This is a genomic window from Mycobacterium sp. 48b (assembly GCF_048282725.1).
In the GTDB taxonomy this organism is placed as follows: domain Bacteria; phylum Actinomycetota; class Actinomycetes; order Mycobacteriales; family Mycobacteriaceae; genus Mycobacterium.
This window is the reverse complement of sequence record NZ_JBLVUL010000001.1, coordinates 1,345,619-1,365,387: the sequence shown is the minus strand read 5'-3', so window position 1 is coordinate 1,365,387 and position 19,769 is coordinate 1,345,619. Positions and strand designations below refer to the sequence as shown.

Sequence of the window (19,769 nt, the reverse complement as noted above, 5' to 3'; positions counted from 1 at the left end):
CGCCTCTGGCGTACGCGCCACCTGCACCGCGAACAAATCCGGAATCGAGGCCGATGGCGAAACCGGCTCCGTCAAAGCAGCCCGGTTACCCCATCCGAACAGCTCCGCGTGCTCGTCGGCATCCAGGAACTCCATCGACGACAACCGCCGACTCAGGTCGGCCGTCACGACGACGCCTCCACCTCGGCGGTGATCGCCATCAACACCTTTCGCAATCGATCGATCAACCGCACGACGCTGCTCTCGTCATAGACATCGGTGCGAAACTCCACAGTCCCCCCAATCCCGGCGGGTTCGCCGGTCTCAGTCCACCGTTCACCCAAAGCCAAGGTCAGATCAGTACGCGCGGTGTGGGTCTGCGCGGGCAGCGGGGTCACCCGCACATCCCCCAGCGTCAGGCCTCCCGCGGCGTCTGCGCTGTGTTGCCAGGCCAGGTTCTGCCAGGACAACATCACCTGCACGAGCGGGTGATGGGTCAGGCTGCGCGTCGGGTTGAGCCGATCCACGACAACCTCGAACGGCACGTCCTGGTGTTCGAAGGCCGCCAGACCACGTTGGCGCACCTGCTCCAGGAGTTCACCGATGGTCGGATCTCCGGCGAAGTCGACGCGCAGTACCACTGTGTTGACGAAGAATCCGACCAGGTTGTCGAGCGCGGGGTCATTGCGTCCCGCGGTCGATATTCCAACCGCCACATCTGAACTCGCGCTGAGCTTCGACAGCAACAGCGCCAGCCCGGCCTGCACCACCATGAAACTGGTCGCGTTCTGCTCACGAGCCACCCGGGCAATCCGGTGCTGAAGCTCGGCGGGCCACTCCACCATCAGACTGGCCCCGCGGTAGTCGGCCACCGGTGGGTACGGCCGATCCGTCGGCAACTCCAACCGCTCGGGCAGACCCGCCAAAGCCTGCTCCCAGTACGCCAGCTGGGCGGAAATGCGACTGTCCGGATCGGCCAGATCACCCAGGTACCCCCGTTGCCACAGCGTGTAATCCACATACTGAACCGGCAACGGCAGCCATTCCGGGGGCCGGCCCGCAGACCGGGCCGCGTACGCCGAGCCCAGATCAGCCACCAAGGGGGTGACCGACCAACCGTCGGCGGCGATGTGGTGCACGACCGCCACCAGGACGTGCTCGTTCTCGGCAACATGGAAAAGTGTGGCTCTCAAGGGCAATTCAGTCGACAGGTCGAATGGGTGACGCGCGACCTCGCCGGCGGCCTCGGCCAACCGGTCCTCCGGCCAACCGACCGCATCCACCACTTCCCAACACGTGCGGGCACTCTCGGCCGGCACCACCGACTGCTGCGGCATCCCGTCGGCCAGAGTGAACAGGGTGCGCAGGCTCTCATGGCGTCCGACCACGTCTACCAGTGCCTGACCGAGCGCGACGGAGTCGAGCTCTCCGCTGAAGCGCAATCCCACGGCCAAGTTGTAAACCGGTGACGGGCCGTTCAATTGGTCGAAGAACCACAACCGCTGCTGCGCATACGACAAGGGCACGTTCTGCGGGCGCAGCATCGTCTGCAGCGGAGGACGTACCGCCTCGTCCTGCTGGCGGTCCAGGGAGGCAGCCAGACGGCCGACCGTGGGCGTGTCGAACAGATAACGCACCGGCACGTCCTTGCCCAGCGCCAACTGCAGCCGCGCGCTGACCCGGATGGCGATCAACGAATCTCCGCCCAGGGCAAAGAAATCGTCGTCGAGGCCGACCCGATCGAGTCCGAGCACCTCGGCGAAGACCTCGGCGACGGTCTTTTCCGACGGTGTCTGCGGTGACCGGAAGGTGGTGGCCGCGAACACCGGCTCAGGCAGCGCCCTGCGATCGATCTTGCCCGAGGAGGTCAGCGGGAACTCCTCGAGCACAACGATCTGGGACGGCACCATGTACTCCGGCAGACGGGCACCCAGCCACTGCCGCACCTCGCTCACCTTGCTGTTGGTGTCAGGGTCATTGGCATAGGCGCTGCGCTTGTGCGAATCAGCCGGGGGCTGATACAGATCGGTGAGTACCTGAGTCTCCCCCTCGCCGGTGGCGGCGAGGAAGACCGCGTCGACGGTCCCCGGTTGAGCGCCCCACGTGACGGCAACCTGGTATCCGGCGGACTCACCGAGCTGGTACAACCGTTCGGGCGTGACCGTGTTGGCGGGGTTGGCGGCTATCTCTGCCTCTGCCAGCGCGTCGGCGGACGAATGCCCTTCTGCCAACGCCCGTTCAACGATCACGTCGGCGATCACGCCCGCCCGCGGAATCCCGCTGACCCGCACCTGTGCTGGTCGCTGCGCAGCCAGCTCGGCATGCAACCCGCTCAGGCCCGCACAATCAGCCCACTCCCAGACGGGTGCGTCCGCGAGTGAATGGACCCCGCCGACCGACTTGTGAATGATGACGTCATATCGGTACCGGGTCAGCTCGTTGTCGGCTTCTCCGCGCTTGACCTGGATGCCTATTCCGCCCACTGCCGGGTGGCCGGCCGCCCAGCTCGTGAAGAACTCTGGGGCCAGCAGCAACTCGGGCTCGCCGAGGATCGCGCGTTGCACTCGCTGACGGATCTCGTCGCTGTCGGCACCTTCACCGCTGCGGGCCAGCGCGATACCGGTCTGGAACGCGCCCTGCAGGCTGTGATTGCGCACATCGCCGACGAACAACGTTCCGCCCGGGGCCAACAGCTCCACGGCGTTGTCCATGACCTCGGCGAGATACGCCGAGTTCGGGAAGTACTGGATCACGGAGTTGACGATGACCGTGTCGAAGTATCCGGCGGGCAGTCCGTCGGCCACATCCGCCGGCTGTACCCGCAACCGGACCCGATCCCCCCATGGTTGTCCGGCCACCGAGGATTCCAGCTTCCGAATGGTCGGCGCGGAAAAGTCTGTCCCCCAATACTCCACGGACTCGGGGGCGATCTGGGAGAGCACGAGACCCGAACCCACACCGAGCTCAAGCACCCGCTGCGGGCGCAGTGCCAGGATCCGGTTCACGGCTCCCGCGCGCCATTCCCGCATCTGATCCAGTGGAATCGGATCCCCGGTGTAGCTGCTATTCCATCCGCGGAAGTCACTGCCGAACTCCACCGCTTCGAGATCGGCGTCATAGAGCTCGTCGTACACGTGCTGCCACTGATCGACGACTTCGGCATCGTGGTCGGCGCTACTGGCACGCTCCAACGCGACGTAGGCGACCAGATGGTCGGCGGCTTCATGGTGATAGACCGCGGCCGCAGCGCGATTGACCTGTGGGCAGGCCAGCAGGGTGTTCTCGATCTCGCCGAGTTCCAGGCGCTGCCCGCGCAACTTCACCTGGGCGTCGGCACGGCCGAAGTACTCCAGGTTGCCCTCTGTGGTCCAGCGCACCAGATCACCGGTGCGGTACAGCCGCGTCCCCGGGGCGCCAAAGGGGTTGGCCACGAAGCGATCCGCGGTCAGATCGGGTCGGCCCACATAGCCGCGGGCCAGCACCGGGCCGGCCAGGTACAACTCGCCCACCACCCCGACAGGAGCCGGGTTCAGCCGAGCATCGAGTACCAGCGCACACGTCCCCGGAACCGGGGCACCGATCCGCACCGGCTGTCCGGCCGACAGCGCACTCCAGGTGGCCCAGATGGTGACCTCAGTGGGACCGTAGGCATTGAACATCCGCCGACCGGGCGCCCACGCCGCCACCAACTCCGCCGGGCACGCCTCCCCACCGGTGACCAGAGTCTTCAATTCGGGCAGACGGCTACGGTCCAGAGTTGCCACCACCGTCGGGGTGATCAACGCCGCCTCGACCTTCTGGTCCTCGATCACCGCTGTCAGTGCGTCACCGGCGTAGGAATCCGGCGGGGCCACCACCAGCGCCGCCCCCGAAGACACCGCCCACAACCACTCGAACACCGACGCATCAAACGTCGGCGCAGCCACCATCAACACCCGCGCACCCGCACCCACCCCGAACAAATCACGATGAGCCGCAGCCACACCCAACACACCGGCATGACTGATCGCCACACCCTTGGGAACACCCGTAGACCCCGACGTGAAAATCACATACGCCGCACCGTCAACACTCAACGGCGCCAACCGATCCGCATCCGTCACCGGCTCCGCGGAGCTAGCCGAGAGGTCCAGTGACACCACATCCATGACCGGGCGCGTCCCTGATCCCTCGACGGCGTCGCTGCCACGGGCCAGAACGCACACCGCCTCGGCGGCGTCCAGTACCGTCGCGATCCGCTCGGCCGGATGCGTCCGGTCCACCGGCACGTACACACCGCCGGCCTTGAGCACGGCCCACCAGGCGATCACCAGGTCAGCCGACCGGCCCATCGCCACGCCGACCGCACGCTCAGGACCGACTCCGGCTCCTATCAGCACCCTAGCCAACCGGTTCGAGGCCTCGTCCAACTCGCGGTATGACAGCTGACGGGACCCGTCGATGATTGCGACGGCATCCGGATCGGCGGTCACCGCAGCAGTCAACAGCTCGGGGGCGAGACCCACCGGAGCGCCGACTCCGGCGCCAGACCATTCGTACGACACCAGATCCTGCTCGTCACCATCGAGCAGTGTCACCTCACCCACGACTGCCGACGGGTCGGAGACCACAGCCTCGAGTACCCGGCCGAACCAACCGACCAACCGCTCGATGCTGGAGCGGTCGAACAGATCCGTGGCGTAGGTCACGGTGCCGGCAGCACCCTCGCCGGGCATGTCCCTGAGATCGATGTCCAAATCCCATTTGGCGGTGTGGGTATCGGCCACCAATGCCTCGACGCTGGCACCTTCCAGCGCGACCTCCGGGCGCACATTGTTCTGGAAGACCATCGCGATCTGGAACAGCGGATGGTGCGAGGTGGAACGCGTCGGGTTGATCCGCTCCACTAGGCGCTCGAACGGCACGTCCTGATTGCCGTAGGCGTCCAGCGCCTTCTGCCGGACCTGCGCCACTACATCGCTGAACTGCAGACCCGACGAGACACTCACTCGCAGCACCCAAGTGTTGACGAAGAAGCCGACCAGTTCATCGAGCGCCGCGTCAGTCCGTCCGGCGATCGGGGTGCCCAATGCGACGTCCTCACCGACACCGGCCCGGTGCAGCACGACCGCCATCGCGGCCTGCAACACCATCGATACCGTCGCGTTGTGTGCTGCGGCCACCGCCTTGACACCTGACCACAACTCCGGGTCGATATGTATCGGAACGCCTTCACCGCGGTAACTGGGCACCGGCGGCCGCGGCCGATCCGCAGGCAGCGACACCACCTCGGGAAGATCCGCCAACTCCTGACGCCAGTAGGCCATCTGGGCCGCGATCACGCTGTCCGGATCAGATTCTGATCCCAGCCAATCCTGCTGCCACAACGTGTAATCGGCGTATTGCACCGGCAACGGCACCCACTCGGGAGCCTGACCGGCGCACCGATTGGCATAGGCAATCCCGACGTCGCGCACCATCGGCGCCATCGACCAGCCATCAAAGACGATGTGGTGCAACACCATTGCCAGTAAGAACTGGTTCGGACCCACCTCGTAGATCTGCGCTCGCACCGGAATCTCGGCCGACAGATCGAACCGATATTTGGCCAGCGCGATCAACTCGTCTGCCACGTCGGCTTCTGCCAGCGACAGCAGCGCCGGCCCGCCACGCCGCCACAATCCCGGCTCCGCGGGCAGCACCTTCTGGTATGCCTCACCGTCTATGTCGGGGAAGACGGTCCGCAGCGACTCATGCCGGGCGATCACATCATCTAGAGCCTTGTCCAACGCCTCGACGTCGAGCTCACCGTTGATCCGGAAAGCGGTCGGCATGTTGTATGTGGCGACCCCGCCCTCGAAACGGTTGAGGAACCACAACCTGCTCTGGGCGTACGACAACGGAACAACCGCGGGTCGCTCACCCGCCACAAGTGGCTTGCGCGAATTGGAATTCTCGCCGATGCGCGGCGCGAGCTGGGCGACCGTGGGGGCATCGAACAAGGTACGCACGGCAAGTCCGGAATCCAGGCTGGTGTTGATCGCGGCGATCACGCGCATTGCCAGCAGCGAGTCACCACCCAGGTCGAAGAACGAGTCATCGACCCCGACCCGCTCCAATCCCAGAACCTGCGCATAGATGCCGGCCAGGATCTCCTCGGTGGGGCTCGACGGGGCCCGGTAGACGGCGGCGTCCTGGTATTCCGGCGCAGGCAGGGCCCGCGTGTCCAGCTTGCCGCTGACGGTGAGCGGCAATGCCTCGAGCATCACCACCGCTGCGGGGATCATGTAGTTCGGTAGCCGTTGGGCCAGGTCCACACGCACCTGCGACGGATCGGCAGTGCCGGTGATGTAGGCAACCAGACGCTTGTCGCCCGGGCGGTCCTCACGCGCGATCACCACGGTCTGGTCGACGCCTGCCATCTCAGACAGTGCCGCTCGCACTTCGCCGAGTTCGATGCGGTACCCGCGGATCTTGACCTGCTCATCCGCACGGCCCAGATACCGCAACTGCCCGTCAGCACCCCACGACACCAGATCGCCGGTGCGATACATGCGAGTTCCGGCCCCACCGAACGGGCAGGCGACAAACCGCGACCCGGTCAACGCCGGGCGGCGCGCATACCCGCATGCAACACCCCGGCCGGCGACATACAACTCCCCAACCACACCCGGAGGCACCGGGCGCATCCGGTCGTCCAGCACGAACAACGCCGCGGTCGACACCGGAGCACCGATGGGCACCGCACTGGGCCCGTCGCTTCCGGCCGGCGTCAAGGGCGCACTCATCGACGCGTAGATCGTCGCCTCGGTCGGGCCGTAGGCGTTGATCATCACCCGGCCCGGCGCCCACCTATCCACCAACTCGGTTGGGCAATCCTCGCCACCGAGAAGCAACGCCACCGAATCCAGCCCCTCGGGCGACAGTGCCGCCACCGCCGACGGGGTCTGGGTCAGCACGTTGACCTCTTCGGCCACCAACAGGGCATGGAAATCAGTCGGCGACACCGTCACCGCTTCGGGGACCACCACCAATCGCCCGCCCGACAGCAGTGCGGCCCAGATCTCCCATACCGAGAAGTCGAACGCGTACGAGTGACACTGCGTCCATACCTGTTCCGCAGGAAGGGATGCGGGCATGGACGCGGCGACGTGCGCGAGGTTGCGGTGAGTGATCGCAACCCCCTTCGGCGTGCCGGTGGTACCCGAGGTGTAGATGAGGTAGGCAATGTCATCAGGGGCCGGCGACGGTAGCGGCGTCGCTGGGTACGCCGCCATGCGGGGATCGCCGATATCGAGGATCGGCACAGCACACCCGCGCAGTCGTTCTGCAAACCCGGCGGAAGTGAGTGCAACCACCGGCTCCGCATCGGCAGCCATGAACTGGATCCGCTCATCAGGTACCGCCGGATCGATCGCGAGGTATGCCGCCCCGGCTTTGAGCACAGCAAGCATCGCGACAACCGCGTGCGGTGAACGTTCCAGCGCCAGCGCCACCACGTCGCCGGGCCCTGCGCCCTGGTCAACCAACGCATGCGCCAACTGGTTCGATATGTCGTCGAGTTGCCGATAGGTCAACGAGCAGCCCTCGGCGGTGATCGCGACCGAATCAGGGGTACGAGCAACCTGCTGGGAGAACAGCACCGGAATCGAGATCTCGGTCTCCGGCCGGCCCAGGACGACCCGATTGCCGATCTCGTCCAGTCGGAGATGCTCGCTCTCGTCGAGCACGTCCACCGTCGACAGTCGCCGAGTGGTGTCGATGGTCATCGCCACCAGGACCCGCTGCAGCCGCTCGGTCAGGGTTCGAATGGTGTCGGCGTCGAACACATCGGTGCGGAACTCCACCGCTCCCGAGATGCCGGCGGGTGCGCCATCCGGAGTCCATCGCTCGGACAGGGAGAACGCCAAATCCATACGTGCGGTGTGTGTTTCCGCCGACAGAGGTGTGACCCGAACATCGCCCAGCGCCACATCCGTCGCGGGATCTCCGGCGAAATTCTGCCACGCGAGCATGACCTGGATCAGCGGGTGATGGGTCAGACTACGGGTGGGGTTGAGGCGGTCGACCAGCACCTCGAACGGCACATCCTGGTGTTCGTAGGCACCCAAGGCCTGCTGGCGCACCTGCTCGAACAACTCCGCGACCGTGGGATCGCCTGCCAGATCCACCCGCAACACCAATGTGTTGACGAAGAACCCGACCAGCTCGTTCAGAGCGGACTCACTGCGACCCGCTATCGGAAATCCCACCGCGACATCAGAGCTGGCACTGTGCCTCGACAGCAGCGTTGCCAGCGCAGCCTGCACCACCATGAAACCGGTCACGTTGTGCTCGCGAGCCACCCGGGCGATCTGCTGCTGCAACTCCGGTGGCCATTCCACGGCCACACTGGAGCCCCGGTAGTCGGCGACCGGCGGATATGGCCGATCCGTCGGCAACTCCAACCTCTCGGGCAGGCCATCCAACGCCTGCTCCCAGTACGCCACCTGCTCGGCGATCACACTGGCCGGATCAGACTCATCCCCCAGCCAGTCCTGTTGCCACAACGTGTAATCCACGTACTGCACCGGCAGCGGCGCCCACTCCGGGGCTTCGCCGACACAGCGGCTCGCATAGGCCTTGCCCAGATCCGCCACGAATGGTGTGACCGACCAGCCATCGGCAGCGATGTGGTGAACCACCGCCACCAACACATGCTCTTCCTCAGCGACTCGGAAAAGCGTTGCCCGCAAAGGAATCTCAGTAGCCAGATCGAAACAGTGCCGCACAGCGTCGCCGACGGCTTCCTCCAGCCGCTCAGCCGACCATTCACCGGCATCGATGACCTGCCAACCGAAATCGGCCCGCTCGGCAGGCACCACCACTTGCCGGGGCACACCGTCGACCGCAACGAACAACGTTCGCAGACTCTCTTGCCGGGCGATGACATCGGCCAGACCTGCTCCCAGCGCGTCAGCGTCGAGACCTCCGGTCAGCCGCAGCGCGACCGGCATGTTGTAGATCGGTGACGGCCCCTGCAGCTGCTCGAGGAACCACATGCGGTTTTGTGCGTAGGACAGTGGTATGACCGCGGGACGCTCACCCGCGGTCAGCGGGGCACGTCTGTCAGATCCCTCACCCAGACGCGGCGCCAACTGCGCCACGGTCGGCGCATCGAACAACGTGCGCACCGCAAGTCCGACTTCCAAGGCCGTGTTGATCGCCGAGACCACCCGCATCGCCATGATGCTGTCCCCGCCGAGGTCGAAGAAGGAGTCGTCGACCCCGACCCGTTCCAACCCCAGGACCTGGGCATAGATACCTGCCAAGATCTCCTCGGTGGCAGTCCTCGGTGCCCGGTAATGCTCGGTGTCAGCGTATTCGGGTGCGGGCAGTGCCCGCTTGTCCAGCTTGCCGTTGACGGTCAGCGGCAGAGCATCAATGACCACGACCGCGGCGGGGACCATATAGGCCGGCAACCGCTCGGCCAGCCTGGTACGTACTTCGACAGGATCGCCGGTACCGGTGATGTAACCAACCAGGCGCTTGTCACCGGGATGGTCCTCCCTCGCGACAACAACCGCCTGCTGCACACCCTCCACATCAGCCAAAACGGTTTGGACTTCGCCCAATTCGATGCGGTAGCCGCGGATCTTGACCTGCTCATCAGCGCGGCCGGCATACCGCAGCTGGCCGTCCGGACCCCAGGAGACCAGATCGCCGGTCCGATACATCCGCGATCCGGGTGCGGCGAAGGGGCAGGACACAAAGCGTGACCCGGTCAAACCGGCGCGGCGCAGGTACCCGGCGCTTACCCCGCGGCCGGCGACATACAACTCGCCCACCACACCGGGCGGGACCGGACGCAGCCATCGATCCAGGACGAACAACGCCGCACCTGGTACCGGCACGCCGATCGGGACTGCACCCGAACCAGCCTGCAGGGGCCGGCTGATCGTGGCATACACCGTGGTCTCGGTCGGACCGTAGCCGTTGATCATCACCCGACCCGGCGCCCACCGATCCACCACCTCGGCAGGGCACGGCTCAGCGGCAACCATCAGCGCTGCCGACTCCAGCCCCTCCGCAGCCAACACCCCTACCGCCGAGGGGGTCTGGCTCAAGACGGTGACGTGCTCGCTGACCAGAAGCGCTTGTAGGTCTTCTGGTGAACGTGTGACCTGTTCAGGCACCACCACCAAACGCCCACCATGCAGCAGGGCGCCCCAGATCTCCCACACCGAATAGTCGAACGCCAACGACGAGCATTGAGCCCACACCTGTTGCGGGCCCATCTCGATACCCACGTCCATACCATCGAAAAGACGGGTCACGTTCTGATGAGTGACTGCAACACCTTTCGGCACACCCGTCGTCCCCGACGTGTAGATGATGTGCGCGATATCGTCCGGCGCAGGCACCTGCGCCAATGGAGTTCCCGGCTGAGCATCGATGCGGGGATCGGCAATCTCGACCACCGGCACGTCACGTCCACGAAGCCGCTCCGCCAACTCGGCCGCGACGATCACCGCTACGGGCTCCGCATCCGTGATCATGAACTCGACGCGCGCATCAGGCACCGCCGGATCGATCGGCAAATACGCTGCCCCCGACTTGAGCACACCCAGAATCGCGACAATCGCGTCAGCCGACCGGCCCGTCAACAAACCCACTGACCTACCCGGACCCGCACCCTCACTGACCAACAACCGTGCCAACCGATTCGACGCCTCATCCAGCTCCCGATAAGACATCGAACGGCCATCAAAACTGACCGCGACCGCATCCGGAGCCTGCGCCACATGTGCCGCGAACAACGCCGGAATCGAGCACTCCACCACCGGGCGGCCCAAGACTCCCCGATGACCGACCTCGTCCAGCCGCGCACGATCGGCGGCATCGAGCACATCCACCGACGACAACAAACCATCCGGATCAGCAGCCATCGCCACCAACACCCGCCCCAGCCGGATGATCAGTGTCTCGATGCTGGCCGCGTCGAAAACATCGGTGCGGAACTCCACCATTCCGGAGATGCCTGCCGGCGTACCGGTGTCGTTGAATCGTTCTGCCAGTGAGAACACCAAATCCATACGGGCGGAATGGGTTGTCGCCTCCAACGGAGTTACCTGGACCTCGCCCAGCGCGAGTCCGGCCGCTGGGTCACTGTGCTGCCACGGCAGGTTCTGCCACGTCAACATCACCTGTACGAGCGGGTGATGGGTCAGGCTGCGGGTCGGGTTGAGCCGATCCACCAAAACCTCGAACGGCACATCTTGATGTTCAAAGGCCCCGAGGCTACGCCGGCGTACCTGCCCCAGCAACTCGGAAACGGTCGGGTCTCCAGACAGGTCCACCCGCAGCACGAGCGTGTTGACGAAGAATCCCACCAGATTGTCCAGGGCGGGCTCACCGCGGCCGGCGGAGGCGACGCCCACGGCCACATCAGTGCTGGCGCTCAACTGGCCGAGAAGTGCGGCCAACGCGGCTTGGACCACCATGAAGCTGGTCGCATTGTGCTGACGGGCCACCCGGGCGATCTGCTCCTGCAACTCGGCCGGCCATTCCACCGTCACGCTGGAGCCCTGGTAGTCGGCGACCGGAGGATACGGGCGATCGGTCGGCAATTCCAACTGTTCCGGCAGCTCAGCGAGCGCATCGCTCCAGTAGGCCAACTGGCCGGAGATCACACTGTCGGGGTCGGCGACCGAGCCCATCCAATCCTGCTGCCACAGGGTGTAATCGGCGTACTGCACGGGTAGCGGCTCCCACTCAGGCGCCTGCCCGTTGCTCCGGCTGGCGTACGCCGTTCCCAGATCCGCCACCAGAGGGGTCACCGACCAACCGTCGGCGGCGATGTGATGTACCACAGCCGCGAGCACATGCTCGTCCTCATCGACGCGGAAAAGTGTTGCCTTGATCGGGATCTCGCGCGACAGGTCAAAGCTGTAGCGCGCCGTCTCACCGATGGCCTCACCCAGTTGGCCTGCTGACCATCCGCCGGCGTCGACGACGCGCCAGCCCAAGTCAGCCTTGCCGACGCCCACGACCAGTTGGTGGGGTACCCCGTCGACTGACCCAAAGATTGTGCGCAGGCTCTCCTGCCGTTCCACGACATCCGCCAGCGCAGCCCCCAGCGCATCAGCGTCCAGGCGTCCCCGCAGTCGTAGCGCGACGGCCATGTTGTAGATCGGTGACGGTCCCTGCAGCTGCTCCAAGAACCACAACCGTTGCTGGGCATACGACAGCGGCACAGATTCGGGACGGTGGCGCGCCGTCAGCGGTGGGCGGGCAATGCCGTCCTGATGCCGATCCAGATAGTCGGCAAGGCCTCCGACGGTGGGCGCGTCGAACAGATACCGCACCGGTACGTCCCTGCCGAGCGCCGACTGAAGCCGGGTGCTCACCCGGATGGCGATCAGCGAGTCACCGCCCAAGGCGAAGAAGTCGTCGTCGAGTCCGGCTCTGCCGAGCCCCAGCACTTCCGTGAACACCTCGGCGACGATCTTTTCGGTGTCGGTCTGCGGGGACCGGAAGGAGGTGGCGGCAAACGTCGGTTCCGGCAGTGCTTTTCGGTCGATCTTTCCCGAGGAGGTCAAGGGGAACTCTTCGAGCACCATGATCTGGGTCGGCACCATGTACTCGGGTAGTTGCTCGGCCAACCACTGGCGCACCTCGCTCACCTTCGCGTTGGTGTGTGGGTCGTTGGCGTATCCGCCGTACTGACGCGAGTCGGAGGTGGGCTGGTAGAGGTCGGTGAGCGCCGGCATTCCCTCGCCATCGGCGGCGGTGACGAAAGCGGCATCCAGCGTGCCGGGTTGTGCGCCCCAGGTGACGGCTACGTGGTAGCCGGCGGCCTCACCGAGTCGATACAAGAGTTCCGGCGTGACGGAATCCTCGGAAGCGGCAACAGAGTCGGCATGGTCGAGCGCCTCGGCCAGAGGGAGCCCGGCAGCCAACGCCTGTTCGGTGACCACATCGGTGATGACTCCCGCGCGCGGAATCGCGCTGACCCGCACCGTCTGCGGGCGCTCAGCCGTCAACTCGGCGTGGAGTCCACTCAGCCCGGCGCAGTCGGTCCAAGCCCAGTTCGGCGCCCCGGCCAGCGAGCAGACCTGGGTTGGCGACTTGTGGACGATGACGTCATACCGGTACCGGGTCAGCTCATTGTCGGACTCTCCACGCTTGACCAGGATCCCGATACCCCCGACCGAGGGGTGATCAGCCGCCCAGTTCGTGAAGAACTCTGGGGACAACAGCAATTCGTGCTCGCCCACGGTCGCACGTTGAATCCGTTGACGGATCTCGTCGGTGTCGGTGCCGGCGCGACTGCGCGCCAGCGCGATACCGGTCTGGAACGCGCCCTGCAGGCTGTGGTTGCGCACATCGCCGACGAACAATGCCCCGCCCGGGGCCAACAGCTCCACTGCCTTGTCGATGACCTCGGCGAGATACCCCGCGCTCGGGAAGTACTGGATGACCGAGTTGATCACCACCACATCGAATTGGCCTTCCGGCAGTCCCTCGGTGACATGCGCCGGTCGGGTCAGCAGATGAACATGTTGTCCCCATGGCTGCCCGGCAACCGCTGCCTGTAGCTTCCGGATGGTCGGCGCGGAAAAGTCTGTCCCCCAGTACTCCCCGCATGCCGGTGCGACCTGCGAGAGTACGAGACCTGAACCCACGCCGATCTCCAGCACCCGCCGAGGCTTCAGGGCCAGGATGCGGTCGACTGCGCCCGAGCGCCATTCCCGCATCTGATCCAGCGGAATCGGCTCGTCGGTGTAGCTGCTGTTCCAGCCGCGGAAGTCGCTACCGAAATCCGCCACCTGGATGTCGGCGTCGTACAGCTCGTCATAGATGTCCTGCCACTGATCGACGACGTCGGCGTCATGATCGGCGGTGCTGGTCTGTTCGAGGGCGATGTAGCCGACCAGATGATCGACACCGGTGCTACCGCGGTGCACGGCCGCAGCCGCACGCGTGACCTGTGGGCAGGCCAGCAGGGTGTTCTCGATCTCGCCGAGTTCCAGGCGCTGCCCGCGCAACTTGATCTGCGCGTCGGCACGGCCCAGATACTCCAGACTCCCCGCCTGGGTCCAGCGCACCAGGTCACCGGTGCGGTACAGCCGCGTCCCCGGGGCGCCAAAGGGGTTGGCCACGAAGCGATCCGCGGTCAACTCCGGTCGACCCACATAGCCGCGGGCCAACACCGGGCCGGCCAGGTACAACTCGCCCACCACCCCGACAGGAGCAGGATTCAACCGCCCATCCAGCACCAACGCACACGTCCCCGGAACCGGAGCACCGATCCGGACGGGCTGTCCGGCCGACAGCGCACTCCAGGTGGCCCAGATGGTGACCTCAGTCGGCCCGTAGGCATTGAACATCCGCCGTCCCGGTGCCCACGCCGCCACCAACTCCGCCGGGCACGCCTCCCCACCGGTGACCAACGTGCCCAGTCCCTCGACACGCGCCGGATCCAGTGTCGCCAACACCGTCGGGGTGATCAGCGCGGCATTGACGTCATAGCCGGAGAGGATCCCTGTCAGTGCCTCACCGGCGTAGGAATCCGGCGGGGCCACCACCAGCGCCGCCCCCGAAGACACCGCCCACAACCACTCGAACACCGACGCATCAAACGTCGGCGCAGCCACCATCAACACCCGCGCACCCGCACCCACCCCGAACAAATCACGATGAGCCGCAGCCACACCCAACACACCGGCATGACTGATCGCCACACCCTTGGGAACACCCGTAGACCCCGACGTGAAAATCACATACGCCGCACCGTCAACACTCAACGGCGCCAACCGATCCGCATCCGTCAGCGGCTCCGTACCGTGCTCGGACAGATCCACCAGATCGAGCGGGATCACGAGTCGATCGCCGGTGCCGTCGACCGGATCGGCACCGCAGGTCAGTACGCACACCGCGTCCACGGTGTCCAGCACCGTGGCGATCCGCTCGGCCGGGTGACCCGGATCGACGGGTACGTACACACCGCCGGCCTTGAGCACGGCCCACCAGGCGATCACCAGGTCAGCCGACCGGCCCATCGCCACGCCGACCGCACGCTCAGGACCGACGCCGGCTTCGACCAATGCACGCGCCAGCCGGTTGGAAGCCTCATCCAACTCGCGATACGACAGCTCCGTGGAACCGTCCACGACGGCCAGGGCGTCCGGATCGGCGGCCACCGCCGTCGCGAGCAGCTGCGGAGCCAATCCCACGGGCGCGCTGATGTCGGTTCCAGACCACGTGTGCAGCAGTAGTTCCTGCTCATCATGGTCGAGCAGGCCCACCTCGCCCACCACCGCCGACGGATCTGCGACCACGGCCTCGACCACCCGGCCGAACCAGCTCACCAACCGCTCGATGCTGGAGCGGTCGTACAGGTCGGTCGCGAAGGCGACCGTGCCTGCGGCCATCAATGCGCCACGACCTTCGGCCGGTGCTGCCTTCAGATCGAAGAGCGCACTCGCGTCGCCGCTGGGTATTTCCCGGAGATCGAATTCCAGGTCGAATCGGGCGGTGCGAATATCTGCCGCCACCGGCTCGACGTCGAGTTCGTCGAGCTCGATTTCGGGACGCACGTTGTTCTGGAATGCCAACGCCACCTGGAACAGCGGATGATGGGAAGTGGAGCGCGTCGGGTTGAGCCTTTCGACGAGCAGTTCGAATGGCACGTCCTGGTTGGCGTAGGCATCGAGCGCCTTTTGCCGAACTCGCTCCAGCAACTCACTGAACGGCAGAGCCGGGTCGACTCCCACCCGCAGTACCCAGGTGTTGACGAAGAACCCGACCAGCTCATCGAGTGCCTGGTCCATGCGACCCGCGATCGGGGTTCCCAGCGCGATGTCTTCGCCGACCCCGGCGCGGTGCAGCGCCACCGCCATCACAGCCTGCAAAACCATCGATGCCGTGGCGTTGTGTTCCGCGGCAACCGCCTTGATTCCCGCCCACAACTCAGGATCGATGCGGAGATCAACCGCGTCACCGCGGTAGCTCGGCACCGGTGGCCGGGGACGATCCCCTGGCAACGACGACACCTCGGGAAGCTCGGCCAGCTCTCGCCGCCAATACGCCAGCTGGCGAGCGATCACACTCTCGGAATCGAGCTCCGATCCCAGCCAGTCCTGTTGCCACAGGGTATAATCGGCGTATTGCACGGGTAGCGGAGCCCACTCCGGCGCCTGACCCTGAACCCGCGCCCGATACGCGTCGCCCACATCGCGGGCCATCGGCGCCATTGACCATCCGTCGAAGGCGATGTGGTGCAACACGATTCCGAGAACGTAGCGGTCATGCCCGACCTCGTAGATCTCCGCCCGAAGGGGGATCTCGGACGACAAGTCAAAGCGGTACTCGGCCAACGAAATCAGCTCGGCGACCATGTCGGACTCCGAGATCTGTACGACCGCGGGCCCGCCGCGTCGCCAGAGACCCGGCTGCGCCGGAATGACTTGCTGCAATGGCACACCCTGAACATCGGGGAACACGGTGCGCAGCGACTCATGCCGGGCGATGACATCGTCGAGCGCCGATCCCAGAGCTTCGACATCCAGTGTTCCGTCGATTCGGAAAGCCATCGGCATGTTGTAAGTCGCCGCGCCATCCTCGAATCGGTTGAGGAACCACATGCGGTTTTGTGCGTAGGACAGTGGTATGACCGCGGGACGCTCACCCGCGGTCAGCGGGGCACGTCTGTCAGACCCCTCACCCAGACGCGGCGCCAACTGCGCCACGGTCGGCGCATCGAACAGAGTGCGCACCGCAAGTCCGACTTCCAAGGCCGTGTTGATCGCCGAGACCACCCGCATCGCCAAGATGCTGTCCCCGCCGAGGTCGAAGAAGGAGTCGTCGACCCCGACCCGCTCCAACCCCAGCACCTGGGCATAGATACCGGCCAAGATCTCCTCGGTAGCCGTGCTCGGTGCCCGGTAATGCTCGGTGCCAGCGTATTCGGGTGCGGGCAACGCACGCTTGTCCAGCTTGCCGTTGACCGTCAACGGCAGAGCATCAATGACCACGACCGCGGCAGGGACCATATAGCCCGGCAACCGCTCGGCCAGCCTGGTACGTACTTCGACCGGATCAACAGTGCCAGTGACATACCCGACCAGACGCTTATCACCAGGATGATCCTCCCGAGCGATCACCACCGCCTGCGCCACACCATCGAGATCCGCCAAAACGGTTTGCACTTCACCCAACTCGATGCGATACCCACGGATCTTGACCTGCTCATCCGCGCGACCCGCATACTGCAACTGCCCATCGGGACCCCACGACACCAAATCCCCGGTCCGATACATCCGAGCACCCGGCCCCCCGAACGGACACGGCACAAACCTCGACGCCGTCAACCCCGCCCGACCCACATACCCCGCACTGACCCCACGGCCGGCCACATACAACTCACCCACCACACCCGGAGGCACCGCACGCAACCACCGATCCAACACAAACAACCCAGCACCAGGCACCGGCACACCAATCGGCACCACCCCCGAACCAGCCTGCAACGGCGCGCTGATCGTGGCATACACCGTCGTCTCCGTCGGACCGTAACCATTGATCATCACCCGACCCGGCGCCCACCGATCCACCACATCGGCCGGACACACCTCAGCAGCCACCATCAACGCCGACACCGAACCCAGAGCTACCGGATCCAAAACCCCCACCGCAGACGGAGTCTGACTCAACACCGTCACACCCTCAGCAACAACCAACGCCTGCAACTCCAGCGGCGAACGCGTCACCGACTCCGGCACCACCACCAAACGCCCACCATGCAGCAGCGCACCCCAGATCTCCCACACCGAATAGTCAAACGCCAACGACGAACACTGAGCCCACACCTGCTGGGGCCCCAACTCAAAACCCACATCCATACCATCGAAAAGACGCGTCACATTCTGATGCGTGACCGCAACACCTTTCGGTGTCCCCGTAGTCCCCGACGTGTAAATAATGTGCGCCACATCATCCGGAGCAGGCACCGGCAACCCGGCAGAAGACTGAGCATCAATGCGCCCATCATCGAACGCCACCACCGGCACACCACAGTCGTCGAGCCGCCCCACCAACTCAGCCGTGGTCAACACCACCACCGGCCCCGCATCAGCAAGCATGAACTCCACACGCGCATCCGGCACCACCGGATCAATCGGCAAATACGCCGCCCCCGACTTGAGCACACCCAAAATCGCGACAACCGCATCCACCGAACGGCCCGCCAACAAACCCACCGACCCACCCGGACCAGCACCCTCACTGATCAACAACCGCGCCAACCGATTCGACGCCTCATCCAACTCCCGATAAGACAACGAACGACCACCACAACACACCGCCACCACATCCGGAGCCCCAACCACCTGCGCCCCAAACAACGCCGGAATCGAGCACTCCACCACCGAAGCCGACAACACCGCCCGATGCCCCACCGCATCCAACCGCGCACAATCGGCCGCATCCAACACATCAACCGACGACAACAATCCATCCGGATCAGCAGCCATCGCCACCAACACCCGCTCCAACCGCGCCGCGAGGTCGGGGACCGCAAAGCTGGAGAACGGCTGACCGGCTCCCATGGTGCTGAGAAGCAGTTCCTCTCCCGCGCTGGAGAAGATCAGACCGAAGCCACCGACAACGCCGGCGTTGGTCAACGACGCCGACGCCTTAGCCCCGCCGAAGTCCAGCGTGAACGTGGACGGGAGGAAGTTCACACTCACCCGACTGGCCATCTGGCCCGCGGCGCGTGGGTTGACCTTTCGCTCGAGTGCATGAACCGGGAATCGTTGGTGTTGAACGGTTTCCTGTATGCGAGCCTCGACGTGGTCGATGAAATCGGAAATCGACGATTCCGGTGAGGCTTTCAAAACGAGCGGTACGACGCCTGCCACCATCCCGGGAAGTGTCCGCGACTCGGGGCGTACGCGACGGCTGACCGGAAAGTCGAGCACGACATCTGAGCCGTCATCGCACCACCCGCGCACCAGGAGCGCGCACGCCGCAGTAATGACCGACGAGCGGGGAACGTTGTGCGACTGGGCCAGCCTGTCGACACTGCGGAGCAGATCAGAGTCCAATTGCACTGCGGCCGAAGGCCAATGATCTTCTTTGATGTCGATGCTGTCAGTAGACCCGTAGCGCGGGTCACTTTCCGGTGGAAGGTTTCCCTCCCAGTAAGCCTTGTCTTCGAGGTAGTCGCCAGACTCTTCGTAGTCGGATTCGCAGTCGATCAGGTCGGACAGCGAGCCGAAGATCGCAGGAGGGATCGGCGCGCCGGCGAGAAGCGACGAGTAGACCGAGGCAAGCCTGGCACCGACGAGCGCGATGCCCGTCCCGTCCACCACGATGTGATGGCAGCATGCCAACAGGAAATGCTCGTCGGCACGGGTCTTGAAGAGTGCGCAAGTGAACAACGGTCCTGTCAGAGGCATAGGCGTGCGCTGGATCGCTGCCGCCAGGTCCCGGGCTTCCTGCTCCGGATCAGCTGCGCCGGTCAGGTCATGGAATGCCAGCTCTACCTTCGGGTAGTCGACGGGCCGTTGGAAAACCTGCCCGTCCGCCTCGAAGAACGTGGCCCGAATCGGCTCGGCCTCGCGGACCACACGGCAGATCGCCCATTCGAGGGCGTCGCGGTCCACCTCGCCCGCGATTTTGACGAATAAGCCGAGTTGCCACTCCGTACCGGAACGATCGACATCTTGCGCAAGCCAGATATCGAGCTGCGCGCGCGTTACCGGCAGCGCCTGTTCAACATGCTGCATCGGATTCTCCCACCGCGATCTGTGCTGCGCCCCCCGGCC

Annotated in this window: 1 protein-coding gene; it reads right to left on the bottom strand. The window is 65.2% G+C overall.

The genetic code is table 11. From position 1 onward, the window contains the following. Window positions 1-164 precede the first annotated feature (164 nt). Complete coding sequence (locus tag ACNQR1_RS06375; protein ID WP_418044835.1) at window positions 165-19,730, bottom strand: amino acid adenylation domain-containing protein; 19,566 nt, start codon at window positions 19,728-19,730, stop codon at window positions 165-167. Window positions 19,731-19,769: the final 39 nt, after the last annotated feature.